Here is a 19156-nt window from a genome sequence, read left to right on the forward strand (position 1 = left end):
TGCGAGTGTGGGGCCGGCGTTGCGACGATCCTTATCCATGGGCGACATGGCCCAATCTGATCCCGACGCGCAACCCCCTGTCGTTGGGGGCTGGTCGCGATAAGTATGTGAATGTCGCAGATAGGTAAATGGGTGGTTCTCGCGTTACGCAGAATCGCCACCATAAAGCCGAATATCGGCAGTGGAGAATCAGCATGTCCAACAGTTTCCTGAATCCAGTAACTACCCAGACCTGGGCCAATGGTCGGCACATCGTCCGTTGCGTCAAAGTCATCCAGGAAACCTGGGACGTGCGCACCTTTTGCTTCATGGCCGACCAGCCGATCCTGTTCTTTTTCAAGCCGGGGCAATTTGTCACCCTGGAGCTGGAAATCGAAGGCCAGCCGATCATGCGCTCGTACACGATTTCGAGCTCGCCCTCGGTGCCTTACAGCTTCTCGGTGACCATCAAGCGTGTGCCGGGCGGCAAGGTGTCCAACTGGCTGCACGACACGCTGCACGAAGGTCAGGAGCTGGCGGTACACGGACCGGTGGGGTTGTTCAACGCCATCGACTTCCCAAGCCCCAAAGTCTTGTACCTCAGCGGCGGTGTGGGGATTACTCCCGTGATGTCCATGGCGCGTTGGTTCTACGACACCAACGCCAATGTCGACATGACCTTTATCCACAGCGCGCGCTCGCCCAAAGACATCATTTACCACCGCGAGCTGGAGCACATGGCGTCGCGGATCGATAACTTCAGCCTGCACCTGATTTGTGAGAAGCACGGTCTGGGCGAGCCTTGGGCCGGTTATCGGGGCTACCTGAACCACAAGATGCTCGAACTGATGGTGCCCGACTTCCTGGAGCGCGAAGTGTTCTGCTGCGGCCCGACGCCGTACATGAACGCGGTCAAGCGCCTGCTGGAAGTGGCCGGGTTCGACATGGCGCGCTATCACGAGGAATCCTTCGGTGCGACGCCGCCGGAAGCTCGTGCCGATGCGGTGGAACAAGCCGAACAAGCGGCCGACGCGCCGGAAATCGATTTGGCAGACCTGCATCAGGTGGAATTCATTTCGTCAGGCAAGAGCATCCGCGTGGCGCCGGGCGAAACCGTGCACGCAGCGGCGGCCAAGCTTGGGCTGTTGATCCCGAAAGCTTGCGGCATGGGCATTTGCGGAACGTGCAAGGTGATGAAGCTGGGCGGGGAGGTCGAGATGGACCACAACGGCGGGATCACCGAGGAAGACGAAGCCGACGGTTACATCCTGTCGTGCTGCAGCGTGCCGAAAGGGGATGTGCGTATCGAGTTCTGATTGCTCAAACAGGCACAACACAGTCCAAATGTGGGAGGGGGCTTGCTCCCGATAGCAGAGTGTCAGTCACTGCATGTGCAGGCTGACCCACCGCCATCGGGAGCAAGCCCCCTCCCACATTTTTTATGTACATCAGTGAGTGATTGTCAGGCGCCCATGACTTCGCGGATGTCTGCGGCCAGTTCGCGCACGCTCTTCCTCCAGGCACAACACAGTCCACATGTGGGAGGGGGCTTGGTCCCGATAGCAGAGTGTCAGCCACTGCATGTGCAAGCTGACCCACCGCCATCGGGAGCAAGCCCCCTCCCACATTTTTTATGCATATCAGTGAGTCATTGTCAGGCGCCCATGACTTCGCGGATGTCTGCGGCCAGTTCGCGCACGCGCTCTTCCTCGGTATCCCACGCGCACATGAATCGCGCGCCGCCTTTACCGATGAAGGTGTAGAAGCGCCAGCCCTTGGCGGTCAACGCGGCAATGGCTGGTTCCGAGAGTTGCAGGAATACGCCGTTGGCCTGTACCGGGAACATCAATTCCACGCCCGGAATATCCGCCACCAGGCTGCTCAGCAGTTGTGCGCAGTGGTTGGCGTGGCGTGCATGTTTGAGCCAGGCGTCGTTTTCCAGCAGCCCCACCCATGGCGCCGACAGGAAGCGCATTTTCGACGCGAGCTGGCCGGCCTGTTTGCAGCGGTAGTCGAAGTCTTCGGCCAGCTTGTGGTTGAAGAACAGGATCGCTTCCCCCACGGCCATGCCGTTCTTTGTGCCGCCAAAGCACAGTACGTCCACACCGGCTTTCCAAGTCAGGTCTGCTGGCGAGCAGCCGAGGAAGGCGCAGGCGTTGGAAAAGCGCGCGCCGTCCATGTGCAGGTTCAGGCCCAGTTCTTTGCAAGTGGCGCTGATGGCGCGGATTTCTTCCGGGGTGTACACGCTGCCGACTTCAGTGGCTTGGGTCAGGGTGACTACGCGGGGTTTGGGGTAATGGATGTCTTGGCGTTTGAGCGCGATCTCGCGGATCGATTCCGGGGTCAGCTTGCCGTTTTCGGTGCGGGCTACGAGCAGTTTGGAGCCGTTGGAGAAAAACTCTGGCGCGCCGCATTCGTCGGTTTCGACGTGGGCCGTTTCCGAGCAAATCACGCTATGGTAGCTCTGGCACAAGGAGGACAGCGCCAGTGAATTGGCGGCGGTGCCGTTGAAGGCGAAGAACACTTCGCAGTCGGTTTCGAACAGGTTGCGGAAACCGTCGGCGGCGCGGTGGGTCCATTCATCATCGCCATAGGCGCGTTGATGGCCTTGGTTGGCTTGTTCCATGGCGGCCCAGGCTTCCGGGCAAATGCCCGAATAGTTGTCACTGGCGAATTGTTGGCTCTTGTCGGTCATGGCCCATTCCTGTGGTCGATGTTGGTGCGCACTTTAACCAAGATTGTCGGGCGTACGCACGCTCTGTAAATGCAAAGTCACTGGGGAATTATGCACGGTACTGAAACGATACCTGTCGGACGTGTCCGTGATGGCGCTTTGGATTTGCTCAAGTGGCTGGCGCTGCTGAGCATGGTGCTCGACCACCTGCGTTATGTCGGCTTGAGCCTCGATGGCCTCTACGTACCGGGGCGCTTGGCGTTCCCGTGGTTTTGCCTGGCGATTGCGGCGAACCTGCACCGCGTCGCAAACGAACCGGTGACTGGGCATTGGCGTTACCTGGGCTGGCTGCTGCTGTTCAGTGTGATCAGCGAAGTGCCGTACCGGATGTTTATCGACGATGCCGATACGTTGAATGTGCTGCCGACCTTGGCCTTGGGCTTGCTGGTTGCCCGAGGATGGCAGCAGAAGGCGCTTATTGATCGAGGATTGGCGTTGATCGCCGCCATGATAGCGGCCGTATTTTCATCCCACTTAATGTTCGGTTTCTTTGGTGTATTGCTGCCATTGGCGATGCTGCTGGTGTTTAGTCGGCCTTGGTATTTCAGTGTGTTGCCGGGCCTGGTCTGCGTCGCGGCCAACCAGTGGCAGATCCTGCTCAATAGCGGCACGCCGGTGGCGCTGTTGGGGTTGGCTGCATGCCTGATTGCGCCATTGGCCGGATTGGTCTTATTGCGACATGCCAAAAGCGCCGGGCCCCCGGCCATGCGTCGTTGGGCGTATGTGCTCTATCCCGCGCACTTCCTGCTGCTGCTACTCCTTCGCAAGTTCATCACCTGACCCATTGTGGGAGGGGGCTTGCTCCCGATAGCGGTGGATCAGCTTGCACATGCTGTGGCTGACACACCGCTATCGGGAGCAAGCCCTCTCCCACATTTGTTCTGTGTTGTTCCGGCAATGTCGTAAACGCACCTTTGCGTGGCGTCCGTAGGCATTTGGCCTGTCTGCGCCAGCCCTACCATCGCATCAAAGGGCCCTGCGACGGGCCTCAACAATACGAAAGGCTGGGAGAGACGCGATGTTCAGCAAACAAGACCAGATCCAGGGATATGACGACGCACTGCTGGCGGCCATGAATGCCGAAGAGCAGCGTCAGGAAGATCATATCGAGCTGATCGCGTCGGAGAACTACACCAGCAAGCGTGTGATGGAAGCTCAAGGCAGCGGCCTCACCAACAAATACGCCGAAGGCTACCCAGGCAAGCGCTACTACGGCGGCTGCGAGCACGTGGACAAGGTTGAAGCCCTGGCCATCGAGCGCGCCAAGCAACTGTTCGGCGCCGATTACGCCAACGTGCAGCCACACTCCGGTTCGTCTGCCAACAGCGCTGTGTACCTGGCGTTGATCAATGCCGGCGACACCATCCTGGGCATGAGCCTGGCCCACGGCGGTCACCTGACCCACGGCGCCAAAGTGTCGTCCTCGGGCAAGCTCTACAACGCGGTGCAATACGGCATCAACACCGACACCGGCCTGATCGACTACGACGAAGTCGAGCGCCTGGCCGTCGAGCACAAGCCGAAAATGGTGGTGGCCGGTTTCTCTGCCTACTCCAAGACCCTGGATTTCCCACGCTTTCGCGCCATCGCTGACAAAGTCGGCGCGCTGCTGTTCGTCGACATGGCCCACGTCGCCGGCCTGGTTGCCGCCGGTCTGTACCCGAACCCGCTGCCCTACGCAGACGTGGTCACCACCACTACCCACAAGACCCTGCGCGGTCCACGTGGCGGTTTGATCCTGGCCAAGGCCAACGAAGAAATTGAAAAGAAACTCAACGCCGCCGTGTTCCCTGGCGCCCAGGGCGGCCCGCTGATGCATGTGATCGCCGGCAAGGCCGTGTGCTTCAAGGAAGCCCAGGAGCCAGGCTTCAAGGTCTACCAGCAGCAGGTGATCGACAACGCCCAGGCCATGGCCGGCGTGTTTATCAAACGCGGCTACGATGTAGTGTCCGGCGGCACCGATAACCACTTGTTCCTGGTCAGCCTGATCCGTCAGGGCCTCACCGGCAAAGAGGCGGATGCCGCCCTCGGTCGCGCCCACATCACCGTCAACAAAAACGCCGTGCCGAATGACCCGCAGTCGCCGTTCGTGACCTCGGGCCTGCGCATTGGCACCCCGGCGGTGACCACGCGCGGTTTCAAAGTGGCGCAGTGTGTTGAGTTGGCCGGCTGGATCTGCGACATCCTCGACAACCTCGGCGATGCCGACGTCGAGGCCAACGTGGCCAAGCACGTGTCTGCCCTGTGCGCTGATTTCCCGGTTTATCGCTGAGCGCGGTTTTGGAGTAATGACTATGCAACGCTACTCGGGCTTCGGCCTCTTCAAGCACTCCCTCAGCCACCACGAAAACTGGCAGAAGATGTGGCGCACGCCGACTCCTAAGAAGGTCTACGACGTGGTTATCGTCGGCGGCGGCGGGCATGGTCTGGCGACCGCCTACTACTTGGCGAAAGAGCACGGCATCACCAACGTGGCCGTGGTCGAGAAAGGTTGGTTGGGCGGCGGTAACACCGCGCGCAACACCACCATCGTGCGTTCCAACTACCTGTGGGATGAGTCGGCGCACCTGTACGAACACGCGATGAAACTGTGGGAAGGCCTGTCCCAGGACCTGAACTACAACGTGATGTTCTCCCAGCGTGGCGTCTACAACCTGTGCCACACCCTGCAGGACATCCGTGATTCCGAGCGGCGTGTGAGCGCCAACCGCCTCAACGGCGTGGACGGCGAACTGCTCAGTGCCAAGCAAGTGGCTGACGAGATCCCGTACCTGGATTGCTCCAAGAACACCCGCTACCCGGTGCTTGGCGCCACCGTACAACGTCGCGGCGGCGTTGCCCGTCACGATGCCGTGGCCTGGGGCTTTGCCCGCGCCGCTGACGCACTCGGCGTGGACCTGATCCAGCAGACCGAAGTGATCGGTTTCCGCAAGGAAAACGGCGTGTGCATCGGTGTGGAAACCAACAAGGGCTTTATCGGCGCCAAGCGCGTCGGTGTGGTGACGGCCGGTAACTCCGGCCACATGGCTTCGCTCGCCGGTTTCCGCCTGCCGATCGAATCCCACCCGCTGCAAGCGTTGGTGTCGGAGCCGATCAAGCCGATTATCGACAGCGTGATCATGTCCAACGCCGTGCACGGTTACATCAGCCAGTCCGACAAGGGCGACCTGGTGATCGGCGCCGGTATCGACGGCTACAACGGCTACGGCCAGCGCGGCTCGTACCCGGTGATCGAACACACCATCCAGGCCATTGTCGAGATGTTCCCGGTGCTGTCGCGCGTGCGCATGAACCGTCAGTGGGGCGGCATCGTCGACACCACGCCGGACGCCTGCCCGATCATCTCCAAGACCCCAGTGCCGAACATGTTCTTCAACTGCGGTTGGGGCACCGGTGGCTTCAAGGCTACGCCGGGCTCAGGCAACGTGTTTGCCGCGAGTCTCGCCAAGGGTGAAATGCACCCATTGGCTGCACCTTTCTCCATCGACCGTTTCCACAACGGTGCGTTGATCGACGAACACGGCGCTGCGGCCGTCGCCCACTAACAGGAGAAATTTCCTATGTTGCATATCTTCTGTCCTCACTGTGGCGAACTGCGCTCCGAAGAGGAATTCCACGCGTCCGGCCAAGCGCACATCCCGCGCCCGCTGGACCCTAATGCCTGCACCGACGAGCAGTGGGGCGACTACATGTTCTTCCGCGACAACCCGCGCGGCCTGCATCACGAACTGTGGATCCATGCCGCCGGTTGCCGCCAATATTTCAACGCGACCCGCGACACCGTGACCTACGAAATTCTTGAAACCTACAAGATCGGTGAGAAGCCGCAATTCACCGCCAAGGCCTCTGGAGAGAAGGTATGAGCCAGATCAATCGCCTGTCCAACGGTGGCCGGATCGACCGGAATAAAGTCCTGACCTTCAGCTTCAACGGCCAGAGCTACAAAGGCTTTGAAGGCGATACCCTGGCCGCTGCATTGCTGGCCAACGGCGTCGACATCATTGGCCGCAGCTTCAAGTACTCGCGTCCACGGGGCATCTTTGCTGCCGGCGCTGAAGAGCCAAACGCGGTGCTGCAGATCGGCGCCACCGAAGCCACGCAAATCCCTAACGTGCGCGCCACGCAACAGGCGCTGTACCAAGGCCTGGTCGCCACCAGCACCAACGGCTGGCCGAGCGTCAACAACGACATGATGGGCATTCTCGGCAAGGTCGGCGGCAAGCTGATGCCGCCGGGTTTCTACTACAAAACCTTCATGTACCCGCAATCGTTCTGGATGACCTACGAGAAGTACATCCGTAAGGCCGCAGGGCTGGGTCGCTCGCCGACCGAGAACGACCCGGACACCTACGACAACTTCAACCGTCACTGCGACGTGCTGGTGGTCGGCGCAGGCCCCGCCGGTCTCGCTGCTGCACTGGCTGCTGCGCGCAGCGGTGCCCGCGTGATCATCGCCGATGAGCAGGAAGAGTTCGGCGGTTCGCTGCTCGATTCCCGCGAAAGCCTCGACGGCAAGCCGGCCACTGAATGGGTCGCGAGTGTCATCGCCGAACTGAAATCCCTGCCGGACGTGGTGCTGCTGCCCCGCGCCACCGTCAACGGTTACCACGACCATAACTTCCTGACCATTCACGAGCGCCTCACCGATCACTTGGGTGACCGTGCGCCGATTGGTGTGGTGCGCCAGCGCATCCACCGCGTGCGTGCCAAGCGTGTGGTCCTGGCGACCGGTGCTTGCGAGCGTCCGCTGGTGTACGGCAACAACGACGTGCCGGGCAATATGCTCGCGGGTGCGGTTTCCACCTACGTGCGTCGCTATGGCGTAGCGCCGGGTAAAAAGCTGGTGCTGTCGACCAACAACGACCACGCTTACCGCGTTGCGCTGGACTGGCTCGATGCCGGTCTGCAAGTGGTGGCGTTGGCTGATGTGCGCCACAACCCACGCGGCGCGCTGGTTGAAGAAGCTCGCGCCAAAGGTATTCGTATCCTCACCGGCAGCGCCGTGATCGAGGCTCGTGGCACCAAGCGCGTGACCGCTGCGCGTATCGCCGCGATCGACGTCAAGGCGCATAAAGTCACCAGCCCCGGCGAGTGGCTGGACTGCGACCTGGTGGCCAGCTCCGGCGGCTACAGCCCAGTGGTCCACTTGGCCTCGCACCTGGGTGGCAAGCCGACCTGGCGCGAAGACATCCTCGGTTTTGTACCGGGCGAAGCACCGCAGAAACGTGTGTGCGTCGGTGGCATCAACGGCGTCTACGGCCTTGGCGATTCCCTGGCGGATGGTTTTGAAGGCGGCGTACGCGCGGCCAGCGAAGCCGGTTTTGCCCCGGTGGAAGGTACGCTGCCAAAAGCCTTGAGCCGTCTGGAAGAGCCAACCCTGGCGCTGTTCCAAGTGCCTCACGAGAAAGCTACCGCACGGGCGCCGAAGCAATTTGTCGACCTGCAGAACGACGTCACCGCCGCCGCCATCGAACTCGCCACCCGCGAAGGTTTCGAGTCGGTGGAACACGTCAAACGCTACACCGCGTTGGGCTTCGGCACCGACCAGGGCAAGCTCGGCAACGTCAACGGCCTGGCGATTGCCGCGCGTTCGCTGAACGTGACCATTCCGCAGATGGGCACCACCATGTTCCGCCCCAACTACACGCCGGTGACCTTCGGCGCGGTAGCGGGCCGGCACTGTGGGCACATCTTCGAACCCGTGCGCTACACCGCGCTGCAAGCCTGGCACGTGAAAAACGGCGCCGAGTTTGAAGACGTCGGTCAGTGGAAACGCCCGTGGTACTTCCCGCGCAACGGTGAAGACCTGCACGCCGCCGTGAAACGCGAATGCCTGGCCGTGCGCGACAGCGTCGGCCTGCTGGATGCGTCCACCCTCGGCAAGATCGACATCCAGGGCCCGGATGCGCGCGAGTTCCTCAACCGCATCTACAGCAACGCCTGGACCAAGCTCGATGTGGGCAAGGCGCGTTACGGCCTGATGTGCAAGGAAGACGGCATGGTCTTCGACGACGGCGTCACCGCCTGTCTCGCCGACAACCACTTCCTGATGACCACCACCACCGGCGGCGCCGCCCGTGTGCTGCAGTGGCTGGAAATCTACCAACAGACCGAATGGCCGGACCTCAAGGTGTACTTCACCTCGGTCACCGACCATTGGGCGACCATGACCCTGTCCGGTCCTAACAGCCGCAAGCTGCTGGCCGAAGTCACCGACATCGACCTGGACAAGGACGGTTTCCCGTTCATGACTTGGAAAGAAGGCCTGGTGGGCGGTGTGCCGGCGCGGGTGTTCCGTATCTCGTTTACCGGTGAGCTGTCGTACGAAGTCAACGTGCAGGCCGACTACGCCATGGGCGTGCTGGAACAGATCGTCGCGGCCGGCAAAAAGTACAACCTGACCCCGTACGGCACCGAGACCATGCACGTACTGCGGGCCGAGAAGGGCTTCATCATCGTCGGCCAGGACACCGACGGCTCGATGACCCCGGACGACCTGAACATGGGCTGGTGCGTTGGCCGCACCAAACCGTTCTCGTGGATCGGCTGGCGTGGGATGAACCGTGAAGACTGCGTGCGCGAAGAGCGTAAGCAACTGGTGGGCTTAAAGCCGATCGACCCGACTGTGTGGCTGCCGGAAGGCGCGCAACTGGTGTTCGATCCGAAGCAGACGATCCCGATGAAGATGGTCGGTCACGTCACCTCCAGCTACGCGCATAACTCCCTGGGTTATTCGTTTGCCATGGGCGTGGTCAAGGGCGGCTTGAAGCGCATCGGTGAGCGGGTGTTCTCGCCCCAGGCGGATGGCAGCGTGATCGAAGCGGAGATTGTGTCTTCGGTGTTCTTTGATCCTAAGGGTGATCGGCAGAACATCTGACAGACCGCGGCGCGGCCATCGGGAGCAAGCCCCCTCCCACATTTTGATGTGTGAATACTTTCAAATGTGGGAGGGGGCTTGCCCCCGATGAGGCCATCAGTCTCACAACAGAATTCAGGAAAGGTGCTCCATGACAGCAGCCAATGTTTACCAACAACGCCCCACCTCCGGCGCCAAGGCCGAGTCGTCGCTGCACCATGCCGACCTCGCCAGCCTGGTCGGTAAGGGCCGCAAGAACGCCGGCGTGACCGTGCGTGAAAAGAAACTCCTCGGCCACCTGACCCTTCGTGGTGACGGCCATGACGCAGCCTTCGCCGCCGGCGTGCACAAGGCCCTGGGCATCGAACTGCCCGGCGCCCTGCAGGTCATCGTCAAAGGCGAAACCAGCCTGCAATGGCTCGGCCCGGATGAGTGGTTGCTGATCGTGCCAAGTGGTGAGGAATTCGCCGCCGAACAAAACCTGCGCGCCGCTCTGGGTGATTTGCATATCCAGGTCGTCAACGTCAGCGGCGGTCAGCAGATCCTCGAACTGAGCGGCCCGAACGTGCGTGATGTGCTGATGAAATCCACCAGCTACGACGTGCACCCCAACAACTTCCCGGTGGGCAAGGCAGTGGGCACGGTGTTCGCCAAGTCGCAATTGGTGATCCGCCACACGGCTGAAGACACCTGGGAACTGGTGATTCGTCGCAGCTTCTCGGATTACTGGTGGTTGTGGTTGCAGGACGCCTCGGCCGAATTCGGCCTGAGCGTTCAAGCCTGATCGAGTGGGCGCTTTTGTGGCGAGGGGGCTTGCCCCCCGTTGGAGCGCGCAGCGGTCCCACTAAGGTCAGCGCATTTTTTCTGCAATAACCGAGTGGCGGGTTTTGGAGCTGCTTCGCAGCTCAACGGGGGACAAGCCCCCTCGCCACAAGGGCCTGAGGATTCCAGTATGAGCCGCGCACCCGATACATGGATTTTGACCGCCGACTGCCCCAGCGTGCTCGGCACGGTGGACGCGGTCACCCGCTATCTGTTCGAACAGGGCTGCTACGTCACCGAGCACCATTCGTTCGATGACCGTCTCTCGGGTCGGTTTTTTATTCGCGTCGAATTCCGCCAGCCGGATGGCTTCGACGAGCAGGCTTTCCGCGATGGCCTGGCCACGCGCGGTGAAGCCTTTGGCATGATCTTCGAGCTGACGGCGCCGAACTACCGGCCAAAAGTGGTGATCATGGTCTCCAAGGCCGATCACTGCCTTAACGACCTGCTGTACCGCCAGCGTATCGGTCAGCTGTCCATGGATGTGGTCGCAGTGGTGTCCAACCATCCCGATCTCAAACCTTTGGCCGACTGGCATCAAATTCCCTACTACCATTTCCCCCTCGACCCCAACGACAAACCGTCCCAGGAGCGTCAGGTGTGGCAGGTGATTGAAGAGACGGGCGCCGAACTGGTGATCCTTGCGCGCTACATGCAAGTGCTGTCGCCGGAGCTGTGCCGCAAGCTGGACGGCAAGGCTATCAATATTCACCACTCGTTGCTGCCGGGGTTCAAGGGCGCCAAGCCTTATCACCAGGCGTACAACAAGGGCGTGAAACTCGTCGGCGCTACGGCGCATTACATCAACAACGATCTGGACGAAGGTCCGATCATCGCCCAAGGCGTGGAGGTCGTGGATCACAGCCACTATCCCGAGGATTTGATTGCCAAGGGGCGGGACATCGAAGGGCTGACATTGGCGCGGGCGGTGGGGTATCACATTGAGCGGCGGGTGTTCTTGAATGCCAATCGGACGGTGGTGCTCTGACTGCCGCCATCGGGAGCAAGCCCCCTCCCACATTCGACCGCATTCCAAAGGTAGAACTCGGTCAACTGTGGGAGGGGGCTTGCCCCCGATGAGGCCCTCACAAACAACGCAATAACAGCATCTGTACCCGAGCACTTAAACGCGCTGCCCACCCAACGGGCAACGCAGTTCCATAAAAACAACAGCGAGGTGAAAGCATGTCTGGTAATCGTGGTGTCGTGTATCTCGGCAACGGCAAGGTCGAAGTACAGAAAATCGACTATCCCAAAATGCAGGACCCCCGTGGCAGGAAGATTGAACACGGCGTCATCCTGCGCGTGGTCTCCACCAACATCTGCGGCTCCGACCAACACATGGTGCGCGGCCGCACCACCGCCCAGACCGGCCTGGTGCTCGGTCACGAGATCACTGGTGAAGTGATCGAGAAGGGCAGCGACGTCGAAAACCTGAAGATCGGCGACCTGGTTTCCGTCCCCTTCAACGTCGCCTGCGGCCGCTGCCGCTCCTGCAAAGAACAGCACACCGGCGTGTGCCTGACCGTCAACCCGGCCCGTGCCGGTGGTGCTTATGGCTACGTCGATATGGGCGACTGGACCGGTGGCCAGGCCGAATACGTGCTGGTGCCATACGCCGACTTCAACCTGCTGAAACTGCCCGACCGTGACAAGGCCATGGAGAAAATCCGTGACCTGACCTGCCTCTCCGACATTCTCCCCACCGGCTACCACGGCGCGGTGACTGCTGGCGTTGGCCCTGGCAGCACCGTCTACATCGCCGGCGCCGGTCCCGTCGGCCTGGCAGCTGCTGCGTCTGCACGCCTGTTGGGCGCGGCGGTGGTGATCATCGGCGACGTCAACTCCATCCGCCTGGCCCACGCCAAGGCCCAGGGTTTTGAAATCGTCGACCTCTCCACCGACACCCCATTGCACGAACAAATCGCCGCGCTCCTCGGCGAGCCCGAAGTGGACTGCGCGGTTGACTGCGTAGGCTTTGAAGCACGCGGTCACGGTCACGACGGCGTCAAGGCCGAAGCTCCGGCCACGGTGCTCAACTCACTGATGGGCGTGGTGCGCGTGGCGGGCAAGATTGGTATCCCTGGCCTGTACGTCACCGAAGATCCAGGTGCTGTGGATGCCGCCGCGAAAATGGGCAGCCTGAGCATCCGCTTCGGCCTGGGCTGGGCCAAATCCCACAGCTTCCACACTGGCCAGACGCCAGTGATGAAGTACAACCGCCAACTGATGCAGGCGATCATGTGGGACCGTATCAACATTGCCGAAATCGTCGGTGTGCAGGTGATCAGCCTGGATGACGCACCACGTGGGTATGGCGAGTTCGATGCGGGCGTGCCGAAGAAGTTTGTGATTGATCCGCATAAGTTGTTTAGTGCGGCGTAAATCCCAGGCATACGAAAACCCAAATGTGGGAGGGGGCTTGCTCCCGATAGCGTTCAGTCAGTTACCTATTTACTGACTGACTCAACGCCATCGGGAGCAAGCCCCCTCCCACAGTGGGTTGTGGTGTTTGGAACATCAGCGGTTGGCCAAAGCCCCCTGATAGACCGTCGGCCCCGTCGGTTGCTTGCTCACTGAGCCGCCTTTGCTCTCCGCACTCACCATCAATTCCACCGGTTTGCTGATCGAGGCCTGCTGCCTCGGGTTTAAGCCGATGATGCCTTCGCCATCCTCCGGTATCAGTCCAAGTGACACGGGCTTGCCGCCGTCGGGTATCGCCCACAGTTCCAGGCTCTGGTCCGGCGCGGGTGCGGTGATGGCGATGGGTTGCACTTCCAGGTAATCCTTGTGAGCCATGACCTGCGCCGCCGGCTGTTGGGTGGTGGTGATCAGGGTGGCGGCGGACTTGACGTTGTCCTGAGTGTAGAACGCGCCGCCGAGGCCGGCGATCACGGCCACGCAGACGCCGATAAACAGGCGTGGACGGCTCCAGAAAGGCGGCTTGGGCTCAATGATTGTGGGGCGTGTCGCGCTCATAACGTTGTTCCTGACAGGGCTTTCAGTGCTGTCATGGACTCTGGTTTGCGCGATGGGTTCCTGGCCCCCTTGCAGGTCAAAGTGATGCCAATTGGCCCTGATACAGCACTGGTCCGGTGGGCTGGCCGGTGGGCGAGCCGCCTTGTGGTTCCAGGCTCACGGCCAAGGTCAGCGGTGCGGTCAGCAAGGCTCGCTGCGCTTCGCTCAGTTGGATTCGGCCTTTGCCCACTGCGGGCACCAAGCCCAGGGAGATCGGTTTGCCTCCGGGCTTGATGGCCCACAATTCCAGGTCCTGTGCCGACGTCACGGCGGCCAGTGACAAGGGTTCCACTTGCAGGTGGTCGGCAAAGGCCTTGATCTGCAACGCGGGTTGTTGGTTGGCGGCGACCAGTGTGGCGTTGTACTCCACACCCAGGTCGCGCTGGTACAACACGCCCACCAGCACTGCGATAACAATCCCGAACGCCGCCGCCCACAGTCGCAGGTTCGTCCACAACGGTTTCTTGGCCGGCATGTGCAGCACCTGCGGCTCGATCCGTGACTTGATGCCCGCCCACACATGCTCGGGCACCGGCCGCTCGGGCAATGCGCCGGTCAGGCTGGCAAGCGCTTCCTGCCAATGGCCCAGTTCAACGCGCAGCGCGGCGTCTTCCAATAACAGCGCATCAAAACGCCGACGGGCGGTGGCGGGCATCAGTCCGATGGCGTAGTCGGCGGCCAGGGCGCGGCGCAGGGCTGTGGTTTTGTAGTTCATGATTCAAGGCACCTGCGCAGGCGCTCCATGCCGCGGCGAATCCAGGATTTGACCGAGCCCAGCGGCGCGGCCAAGTGTTCGGCCAACTCCGAACACGACAGGCCCTGGAAGTAAGCCACAGTGATCGATTGACGCTGCATGCCGTCGAGGGTGTCGAGGCAGCGGTTGAGCGCGCGGGCTTCGCGTTCGCTGTCGAGCCGTTCGTAGGCGCTGGGGCCTTCGTCGAGCAAGGCGTCCTGTTGACCGTCGGCCAAAGGCTGTTCGCGGCGTTTACGCAGTTGGTCGATGGCCAGGTTGCGGGTGATGTTGATCATCCAGGTCATCGGCGCCGCCAGGTGGGCTTCGTAGCGCGAGGCGTTGTACCAGATGCGTACGAAGGCTTCCTGCAGCACCTCTTCAGCCAGGTCCTGGCGTCCCATAAACACCATGGCGACCCCGTGCAGACGCGGCGAAACACTGCGATAGAGCGTTTCAAACGCTTGGCGATTGCCCAAGGCGCATTGGGCCAGCAGGGGCCGCAACGTGTCAGCATCAGTGAGCGTAATAGGGCTTCTCCAGGCTCTCGTTTGAGGGCGACGGGACTGCGCACGGTAGGCAGAGGTTAGTTCAGCTTGGGCATTCATTCCATCCAGCTCCGGGCAGCGTATAAAGCCTATACGTAGGGCAGGGCGATTCGGATGCGTGTGTGGGAACAATCCCCCGGAATGCCCAGTCAAACGCCTGCTTTCGCACCTATATCCAGAGGTTGTTTCAATGAAGATTTCACGCGGTTTCGCCCTTTCCTGCCTGATGACTCTGGCGGCCGGCCCCGTACTCGCCGCGGGCTTCAGCCTTGGTGATGCGGCCAATGCCATTTCCGGCATGCAGGGCGGTAGCAACAAAGCCGCTGCCGCCGCACCGTCGTCCGAGACGGCCGGTTTGCTGAGCGCGCTGACCTCGCAACTTAATATCACCCCCGAGCAAGCCGTTGGTGGCACCGGCGCGATGTTGGGCCTGGCCAAGAACAAACTGAGCGGCAACGATTATTCGCAACTGGGCAACAGTGTGCCGGGCCTGGATCAGCTGTCGGGCAACAATGCATTGGGCAGCCTCGGGGCCTTGAGCGGGATGCTCGGCCAGACCGGTGGCAGCAAAACCAGCGGCCTGGACGGCTTGCTGGGTAACGTGAAGAACACCAACGACCTCAACACCGCGTTCAGCGCGTTGGGCATGGACAGCGGCATGATCGGCCAATTCGCTCCGGTGATCCTGCAATACCTCGGCGGCCAGGGCGCCAGCAGTTCGGTGCTGGGTAAACTGGCCCAGGCCTGGGGCACCGGCAGCTAAATACTCTGCGCGCGCAGTTGTTCGATGCGCGCGTCTTTCTCCTTCCAGAGCTGGTTGACCCAGTTCTGGACGGTCTGGCGAAATGCCGGATCGTTCTCGTAATCTCCCTGCCACAACGCCGGGTCCAGCTCACGGGTCTGGATGTCGATGATTACCTTCGGCACCGCGCCGCTGATCAAGTCCCAGAACCCCGGAATCTTCTGCTGCGGATAGACCACTGTGACGTCGAGGATTGCGTCCAGCTGTTCCCCCATCGCTGCCAGCACAAACGCCACACCGCCTGCCTTGGGTTTGAGCAACTGAGTGAGGGGTGAGTCCTGCTGTGTGCGTTTGGCCTCGCTGAACCGCGTGCCTTCCAGGTAATTGACCACCGTCACCGGCTGGCGCTTGAACAGCTCACAGGCTTGTTTGGTGATCTTCAAATCCTGGCCCGCCAGCTCGGGGTGCTTGGCCAGGAACGCCTTGGTGTAGCGTTTCATGAACGGGTAATCCAGCGCCCACCAGGCCAGGCCCAGGAAGGGCACCCAGATCAGTTCTTTTTTCAGGAAGAATTTAAAGAACGGCGTACGCCGGTTGAGCGCCTGGATCAGCGCCGGAATATCCACCCAGGACTGGTGGTTGCTGATGACCAGATAGGAGGTGTCCCTGCGCAAGTCGTCGCCGCCGCGAATGTCCCATTGCGTCGGGATGCAGCGGGCGAAGATCAGTTTGTCGATCTCGGCCCAGGTCTCGGCGATCCACATCACCGCCCATGACGCATAGTCACGGTAGCGCCCCGGTGCCACCAGCTTGAGCAGGGCGAACACCAGCAAGGGGCCGATCAGGATCAGCGTATTGAGTAACAGCAGCAGGGTGACCAAACAGCCGGTGAGCAGGCGGCGCATAAGCAACTCTTGGGATCTTGTGGGCGGATCATGATAAGCAAGCTGAGTCTAGAGGCCAAATCGCAAAGCGTCGGACGAATGTTTCACAATGTTCCGGGTATGTTGGGCTGACTAACTAACGGTCGCTTTTGCGGTCTAGAATCCGCCTACTTAATTCAAGGAAACCACCTACGTGAAATCTATCCTTGCCTTGCTTGCCCTCGTTGCGCTGCCTGTCATGGCAGCCGAACCGACCCTTTACGGTCGCTACGAATACATTCAACTGCCGGAGATCGGCGAAACCTTCAAGGCCAAGATGGACACCGGCGCGCTGACCGCCTCGCTGTCGGCCCGCGACATCGACACCTTCACCCGTGATGGCGATGATTGGGTGCGCTTCCGTCTCGGCGGCAAGGACGCCTCCGATAAGGTCTACGAACACAAAGTCTCGCGCATCAGCAAGATCAAGAGCCGCGCCGACGAAGACGACGACAAGGACGAAGCCAGCGTCGCCAAGCGCCCGGTGATTGACCTGGAAATGTGCCTGGGCAACGTCAAGCGGACCGTCGAGGTCAACCTGACCGACCGCAGCAGCTTCAATTATCCGTTGCTGATCGGCGCCAAGGCCTTGCGTGAATTTGGCGCAGCGGTAAACCCGGCTCGTCGGTACACTGCCGACAAACCGGACTGCTGATTTGAACCCATGCCCCACATCCTGATTGTCGAAGACGAAGCGGCGATAGCCGACACGCTGATATTCGCCCTGCAAGGCGAGGGCTTTACCACCACCTGGCTGAGCCTCGGCCAGGAGGCATTGGCCCATCAGCGGCAGACGCCCGCCGACTTGATCATCCTCGACATCGGGCTGCCCGACATCAGCGGTTTTGAAACCTGCAAGCAATTGCGCCGTTTCACCGAAGTGCCGGTGATGTTCCTCAGCGCGCGCGATGCTGAGATCGACCGGGTAGTGGGGCTGGAAATCGGCGCCGACGATTATGTGGTCAAGCCGTTCAGCCCACGGGAAGTGGCGGCGCGGGTCAGGGCGATTCTCAAGCGGGTCGGCCCCGGCGTTGCACCGGCGGTGTTCCAGGTGGACCTGGAACGCATGCAGATCACCTATCGGGGCCAGCCCCTGAGCCTCACGCGCCATGAATTCCGCCTGCTGCAGAGCCTGCTTGAACAACCCGAGCGGGTGTTCAGCCGCGAGCAATTGCTGGATGCCGTAGGCGTACCGGCGGATGCCGGCTACGAGCGCAATATCGACAGCCATATCAAAAGCCTGCGCAGCAAACTGCGTAGCGTGGCGGCGGACGCCGAACCGATCCAGACCCATCGCGGCCTGGGCTACAGCTACAGCCCGAGCAACAGCTGATGCGCCTGGGGCTGCGGATTTTCCTGGTGTACGCGCTGTTTATCGGCTTCACCGGTTACTTCGTGCTCAGCACGGTGATGAAGGAAATCCGCCCCGGCGTGCGCCAGTCTACCGAGGAAACCCTGGTGGACACCGCCAACCTGTTGGCCGAGATCTTGCGCGATGACGTCAAAAACCGCACCCTCGGCCAAAGCCACTGGCAGGAATTGCTCAAGGCCTACGGGAACCGTCAGCCGGGCGCGACCATCTGGGGCCTGCCGAAAAACCAGGTCAACCACCGCATCTATGTCACCGACGCCAAAGGCATCGTGTTGCTCGACTCCACAGGCGAAGCGGTGGGCCAGGACTACTCCAAATGGAACGATGTTTACCTGACGCTGCGCGGCGAATACGGCGCCCGCTCCACCCGCAGCCAACCGGATGACGCCACTTCATCAATGATGCACGTAGGTGCACCGATCCGCGACAACGGCCAGATCATCGGCGTGGTCACCGTGGCCAAGCCCAACAGTTCATTGCAGCCTTATGTGGATCGCACTGAGCGGCGCCTGCTGTGGTACGGCGCCGGATTAGTCATCCTGGGCCTGCTGTTGGGCGCGCTGTTGTCGTGGTGGTTGAGCGTCGCGCTACGACGGCTGACGGCCTATGCCGAGGCGGTCAGCGAAGGCCGGCGCGCCGAGTTGCCTCACTACCGTGGCGGCGAGTTGAAGCAGTTATCCACTGCCGTTGAGCACATGCGCACGCAACTGGAGGGCAAGGCCTACGTCGAGCATTACGTGCACACCCTGACCCATGAATTGAAAAGCCCATTGGCGGCGATTCGTGGCGCGGCAGAGCTGTTGCAGGGTGATATGACCCGCGAGCAGCAGCAGCGTTTTGTCGGCAATATCGACAGTGAAAGCGCACGCCTGCAGCAGTTGATCGAGCGCTTGCTGAACCTGGCGCAAGTGGAACAACGCCAAGGCCTGGAAGAGCAGGTGAGTATCCCGCTGGCAGCCTTGGTCGACGACGTGCTCAAGGCCCAATGTGCGCGGATCGAAGGCGCCGGCTTGCAAGTGGAGCAGACGATTGCGGCGGATGTGAAGGTGTTCGGCGAGCCCTTCCTCCTTCGCCAGGCACTGGGCAATCTGCTGGAGAACGCCTTGGATTTCACCCCCCCTGGCGGCCTGTTGGCATTCGCTGCACAGACGCACCACAACGATGTGCAGGTGAGCCTGTTCAACCAGGCCGCACCGATTCCCGACTACGCGTTGCCGCGCCTGAGCGAACGTTTTTATTCCCTGCCACGCCCTGCCAGCGGACGCAAAAGCACGGGGCTGGGCCTCAACTTTGTCGAGGAAGTGATGAAGCTTCACGGCGGCGCATTGCAGATCGGTAACGTCCCCGGCGGCGTGCGCGTAGAACTGCATCTCCACACAGTCTCCACATTGCCCACATAAATCCCCCACATGCGCGGCCCACTCTCTCTCCA

The 19156-nt window shown here is 61.2% G+C and carries 18 protein-coding genes; 13 read left to right on the top strand and 5 right to left on the bottom strand.

The features are described from left to right. Window positions 1–194: 194 nt before the first annotated feature. Window positions 195–1295, top strand: coding sequence for a glycine betaine monooxygenase reductase subunit (gbcB, locus tag ACKZ62_RS01810; RefSeq protein WP_032883983.1), 1101 nt, complete (start codon window positions 195–197; stop codon window positions 1293–1295). A gap of 338 nt (window positions 1296–1633) precedes the next feature. Here gbcB and ACKZ62_RS01815 read toward each other — a convergent pair whose 3' ends face one another. Beyond that, complete coding sequence (locus tag ACKZ62_RS01815; RefSeq protein ID WP_032883981.1) at window positions 1634–2674, bottom strand: threonine aldolase family protein; 1041 nt, start codon at window positions 2672–2674, stop codon at window positions 1634–1636. Window positions 2675–2764: 90 nt separating this feature from the next. Between ACKZ62_RS01815 and ACKZ62_RS01820 the strand changes: the two genes are divergently transcribed. The 8 genes from ACKZ62_RS01820 to fdhA all read left to right on the top strand — a co-directional run bounded on the left by ACKZ62_RS01820 (window position 2765) and on the right by fdhA (window position 12776). Continuing rightward, window positions 2765–3493: a TraX family protein gene (locus ACKZ62_RS01820; protein ID WP_447096262.1), complete on the top strand. Its 729-nt coding sequence runs from the start codon at window positions 2765–2767 to the stop codon at window positions 3491–3493. 238 nt (window positions 3494–3731) lie between these two features. Then, window positions 3732–4985 (top strand): serine hydroxymethyltransferase, encoded by a 1254-nt coding sequence (gene glyA, locus ACKZ62_RS01825; RefSeq protein WP_032883977.1) that lies wholly within the window; start codon window positions 3732–3734, stop codon window positions 4983–4985. Window positions 4986–5007: 22 nt separating this feature from the next. Beyond that, entirely contained in the window at window positions 5008–6258 is a 1251-nt protein-coding gene (locus tag ACKZ62_RS01830) for a sarcosine oxidase subunit beta (RefSeq protein ID WP_447096263.1), read from the top strand. A gap of 15 nt (window positions 6259–6273) precedes the next feature. Beyond that, complete coding sequence (locus ACKZ62_RS01835) at window positions 6274–6576, top strand: sarcosine oxidase subunit delta (RefSeq protein ID WP_003194855.1); 303 nt, start codon at window positions 6274–6276, stop codon at window positions 6574–6576. Then, entirely contained in the window at window positions 6573–9590 is a 3018-nt protein-coding gene (locus ACKZ62_RS01840; protein ID WP_447096264.1) for a sarcosine oxidase subunit alpha, read from the top strand. Before ACKZ62_RS01835 ends, ACKZ62_RS01840 begins: the two co-directional genes overlap by 4 nt. 130 nt (window positions 9591–9720) lie before the next feature. Then, on the top strand, window positions 9721–10353 hold the full coding sequence (locus ACKZ62_RS01845) for a sarcosine oxidase subunit gamma (protein WP_032883974.1): 633 nt from the start codon (window positions 9721–9723) through the stop codon (window positions 10351–10353). 168 nt (window positions 10354–10521) lie between these two features. Then, window positions 10522–11379 carry a formyltetrahydrofolate deformylase gene (gene purU / locus ACKZ62_RS01850; protein ID WP_032883972.1) on the top strand — a complete coding sequence of 286 codons (858 nt, stop codon included), beginning with the start codon at window positions 10522–10524 and terminating at the stop codon, window positions 11377–11379. A gap of 197 nt (window positions 11380–11576) precedes the next feature. Beyond that, on the top strand, window positions 11577–12776 hold the full coding sequence (gene fdhA / locus ACKZ62_RS01855; RefSeq protein ID WP_005792122.1) for a formaldehyde dehydrogenase, glutathione-independent: 1200 nt from the start codon (window positions 11577–11579) through the stop codon (window positions 12774–12776). A 135-nt stretch (window positions 12777–12911) separates the two neighbouring features. On the opposite strand, the gene ACKZ62_RS01860 is transcribed toward fdhA, so the two are convergent. The 3 genes from ACKZ62_RS01860 to ACKZ62_RS01870 form a co-directional block, all read right to left on the bottom strand. Beyond that, on the bottom strand, window positions 12912–13370 hold the full coding sequence (locus tag ACKZ62_RS01860; protein ID WP_401382799.1) for an anti-sigma factor: 459 nt from the start codon (window positions 13368–13370) through the stop codon (window positions 12912–12914). Window positions 13371–13446: 76 nt separating this feature from the next. Then, on the bottom strand, window positions 13447–14124 hold the full coding sequence (locus tag ACKZ62_RS01865; RefSeq protein WP_122754274.1) for an anti-sigma factor: 678 nt from the start codon (window positions 14122–14124) through the stop codon (window positions 13447–13449). Then, window positions 14121–14747 carry a sigma-70 family RNA polymerase sigma factor gene (locus ACKZ62_RS01870; protein WP_122754275.1) on the bottom strand — a complete coding sequence of 209 codons (627 nt, stop codon included), beginning with the start codon at window positions 14745–14747 and terminating at the stop codon, window positions 14121–14123. Before ACKZ62_RS01870 ends, ACKZ62_RS01865 begins: the two co-directional genes overlap by 4 nt. Before the next feature lie 130 nt (window positions 14748–14877). Here ACKZ62_RS01870 and ACKZ62_RS01875 point away from each other — a divergent pair, with 130 nt between their 5' ends. Beyond that, window positions 14878–15450, top strand: coding sequence for a DUF2780 domain-containing protein (locus tag ACKZ62_RS01875; protein ID WP_032883963.1), 573 nt, complete (start codon window positions 14878–14880; stop codon window positions 15448–15450). On the opposite strand, the gene ACKZ62_RS01880 is transcribed toward ACKZ62_RS01875, so the two are convergent. After that, the gene (locus tag ACKZ62_RS01880; protein ID WP_447096265.1) at window positions 15447–16334 is read right to left on the bottom strand and encodes a 1-acylglycerol-3-phosphate O-acyltransferase, YihG family; all 888 of its coding nucleotides are present in this window, start codon (window positions 16332–16334) and stop codon (window positions 15447–15449) included. The two genes, ACKZ62_RS01875 and ACKZ62_RS01880, sit on opposite strands and share 4 nt — an antisense overlap. Before the next feature lie 172 nt (window positions 16335–16506). On the opposite strand from ACKZ62_RS01880, the gene rloA2 reads away from it, so the two are divergent. Genes rloA2 through creC form a run of 3 tightly spaced genes read left to right on the top strand, consistent with a single transcriptional unit; the run spans window position 16507 to window position 19124 of the window. Then, a complete protein-coding gene (gene rloA2, locus ACKZ62_RS01885) occupies window positions 16507–17007 on the top strand; it encodes a retropepsin-like aspartic peptidase RloA2 (RefSeq protein ID WP_032883961.1) in 501 nt (166 codons plus the stop codon). Window positions 17008–17016: 9 nt separating this feature from the next. After that, window positions 17017–17685 (top strand): two-component system response regulator CreB, encoded by a 669-nt coding sequence (gene creB, locus ACKZ62_RS01890; RefSeq protein ID WP_032883959.1) that lies wholly within the window; start codon window positions 17017–17019, stop codon window positions 17683–17685. Next, window positions 17685–19124, top strand: a complete 1440-nt coding sequence (gene creC / locus ACKZ62_RS01895; RefSeq protein ID WP_447096266.1) for a two-component system sensor histidine kinase CreC — start codon at window positions 17685–17687, stop codon at window positions 19122–19124. The genes creB and creC overlap by 1 nt, the downstream gene beginning before the upstream one ends. Window positions 19125–19156: the final 32 nt, after the last annotated feature.

It is taken from the genome of Pseudomonas sivasensis (genome assembly GCF_052938085.1).

What these genes read in the sequence shown, in the direction of transcription:
- gbcB (WP_032883983.1), top strand. Translation starts at nt 195, where the DNA reads ATGTCCAACAGTTTCCTGAATCCAGTAACTACCCAGACCTGGGCCAAT.
- ACKZ62_RS01815 (WP_032883981.1), bottom strand. Translation starts at nt 2,674, where the DNA reads ATGACCGACAAGAGCCAACAATTCGCCAGTGACAACTATTCGGGCATT.
- ACKZ62_RS01820 (WP_447096262.1), top strand. Translation starts at nt 2,765, where the DNA reads ATGCACGGTACTGAAACGATACCTGTCGGACGTGTCCGTGATGGCGCT.
- glyA (WP_032883977.1), top strand. Translation starts at nt 3,732, where the DNA reads ATGTTCAGCAAACAAGACCAGATCCAGGGATATGACGACGCACTGCTG.
- ACKZ62_RS01830 (WP_447096263.1), top strand. Translation starts at nt 5,008, where the DNA reads ATGCAACGCTACTCGGGCTTCGGCCTCTTCAAGCACTCCCTCAGCCAC.
- ACKZ62_RS01835 (WP_003194855.1), top strand. Translation starts at nt 6,274, where the DNA reads ATGTTGCATATCTTCTGTCCTCACTGTGGCGAACTGCGCTCCGAAGAG.
- ACKZ62_RS01840 (WP_447096264.1), top strand. Translation starts at nt 6,573, where the DNA reads ATGAGCCAGATCAATCGCCTGTCCAACGGTGGCCGGATCGACCGGAAT.
- ACKZ62_RS01845 (WP_032883974.1), top strand. Translation starts at nt 9,721, where the DNA reads ATGACAGCAGCCAATGTTTACCAACAACGCCCCACCTCCGGCGCCAAG.
- purU (WP_032883972.1), top strand. Translation starts at nt 10,522, where the DNA reads ATGAGCCGCGCACCCGATACATGGATTTTGACCGCCGACTGCCCCAGC.
- fdhA (WP_005792122.1), top strand. Translation starts at nt 11,577, where the DNA reads ATGTCTGGTAATCGTGGTGTCGTGTATCTCGGCAACGGCAAGGTCGAA.
- ACKZ62_RS01860 (WP_401382799.1), bottom strand. Translation starts at nt 13,370, where the DNA reads ATGAGCGCGACACGCCCCACAATCATTGAGCCCAAGCCGCCTTTCTGG.
- ACKZ62_RS01865 (WP_122754274.1), bottom strand. Translation starts at nt 14,124, where the DNA reads ATGAACTACAAAACCACAGCCCTGCGCCGCGCCCTGGCCGCCGACTAC.
- ACKZ62_RS01870 (WP_122754275.1), bottom strand. Translation starts at nt 14,747, where the DNA reads ATGAATGCCCAAGCTGAACTAACCTCTGCCTACCGTGCGCAGTCCCGT.
- ACKZ62_RS01875 (WP_032883963.1), top strand. Translation starts at nt 14,878, where the DNA reads ATGAAGATTTCACGCGGTTTCGCCCTTTCCTGCCTGATGACTCTGGCG.
- ACKZ62_RS01880 (WP_447096265.1), bottom strand. Translation starts at nt 16,334, where the DNA reads ATGCGCCGCCTGCTCACCGGCTGTTTGGTCACCCTGCTGCTGTTACTC.
- creB (WP_032883959.1), top strand. Translation starts at nt 17,017, where the DNA reads ATGCCCCACATCCTGATTGTCGAAGACGAAGCGGCGATAGCCGACACG.
- creC (WP_447096266.1), top strand. Translation starts at nt 17,685, where the DNA reads ATGCGCCTGGGGCTGCGGATTTTCCTGGTGTACGCGCTGTTTATCGGC.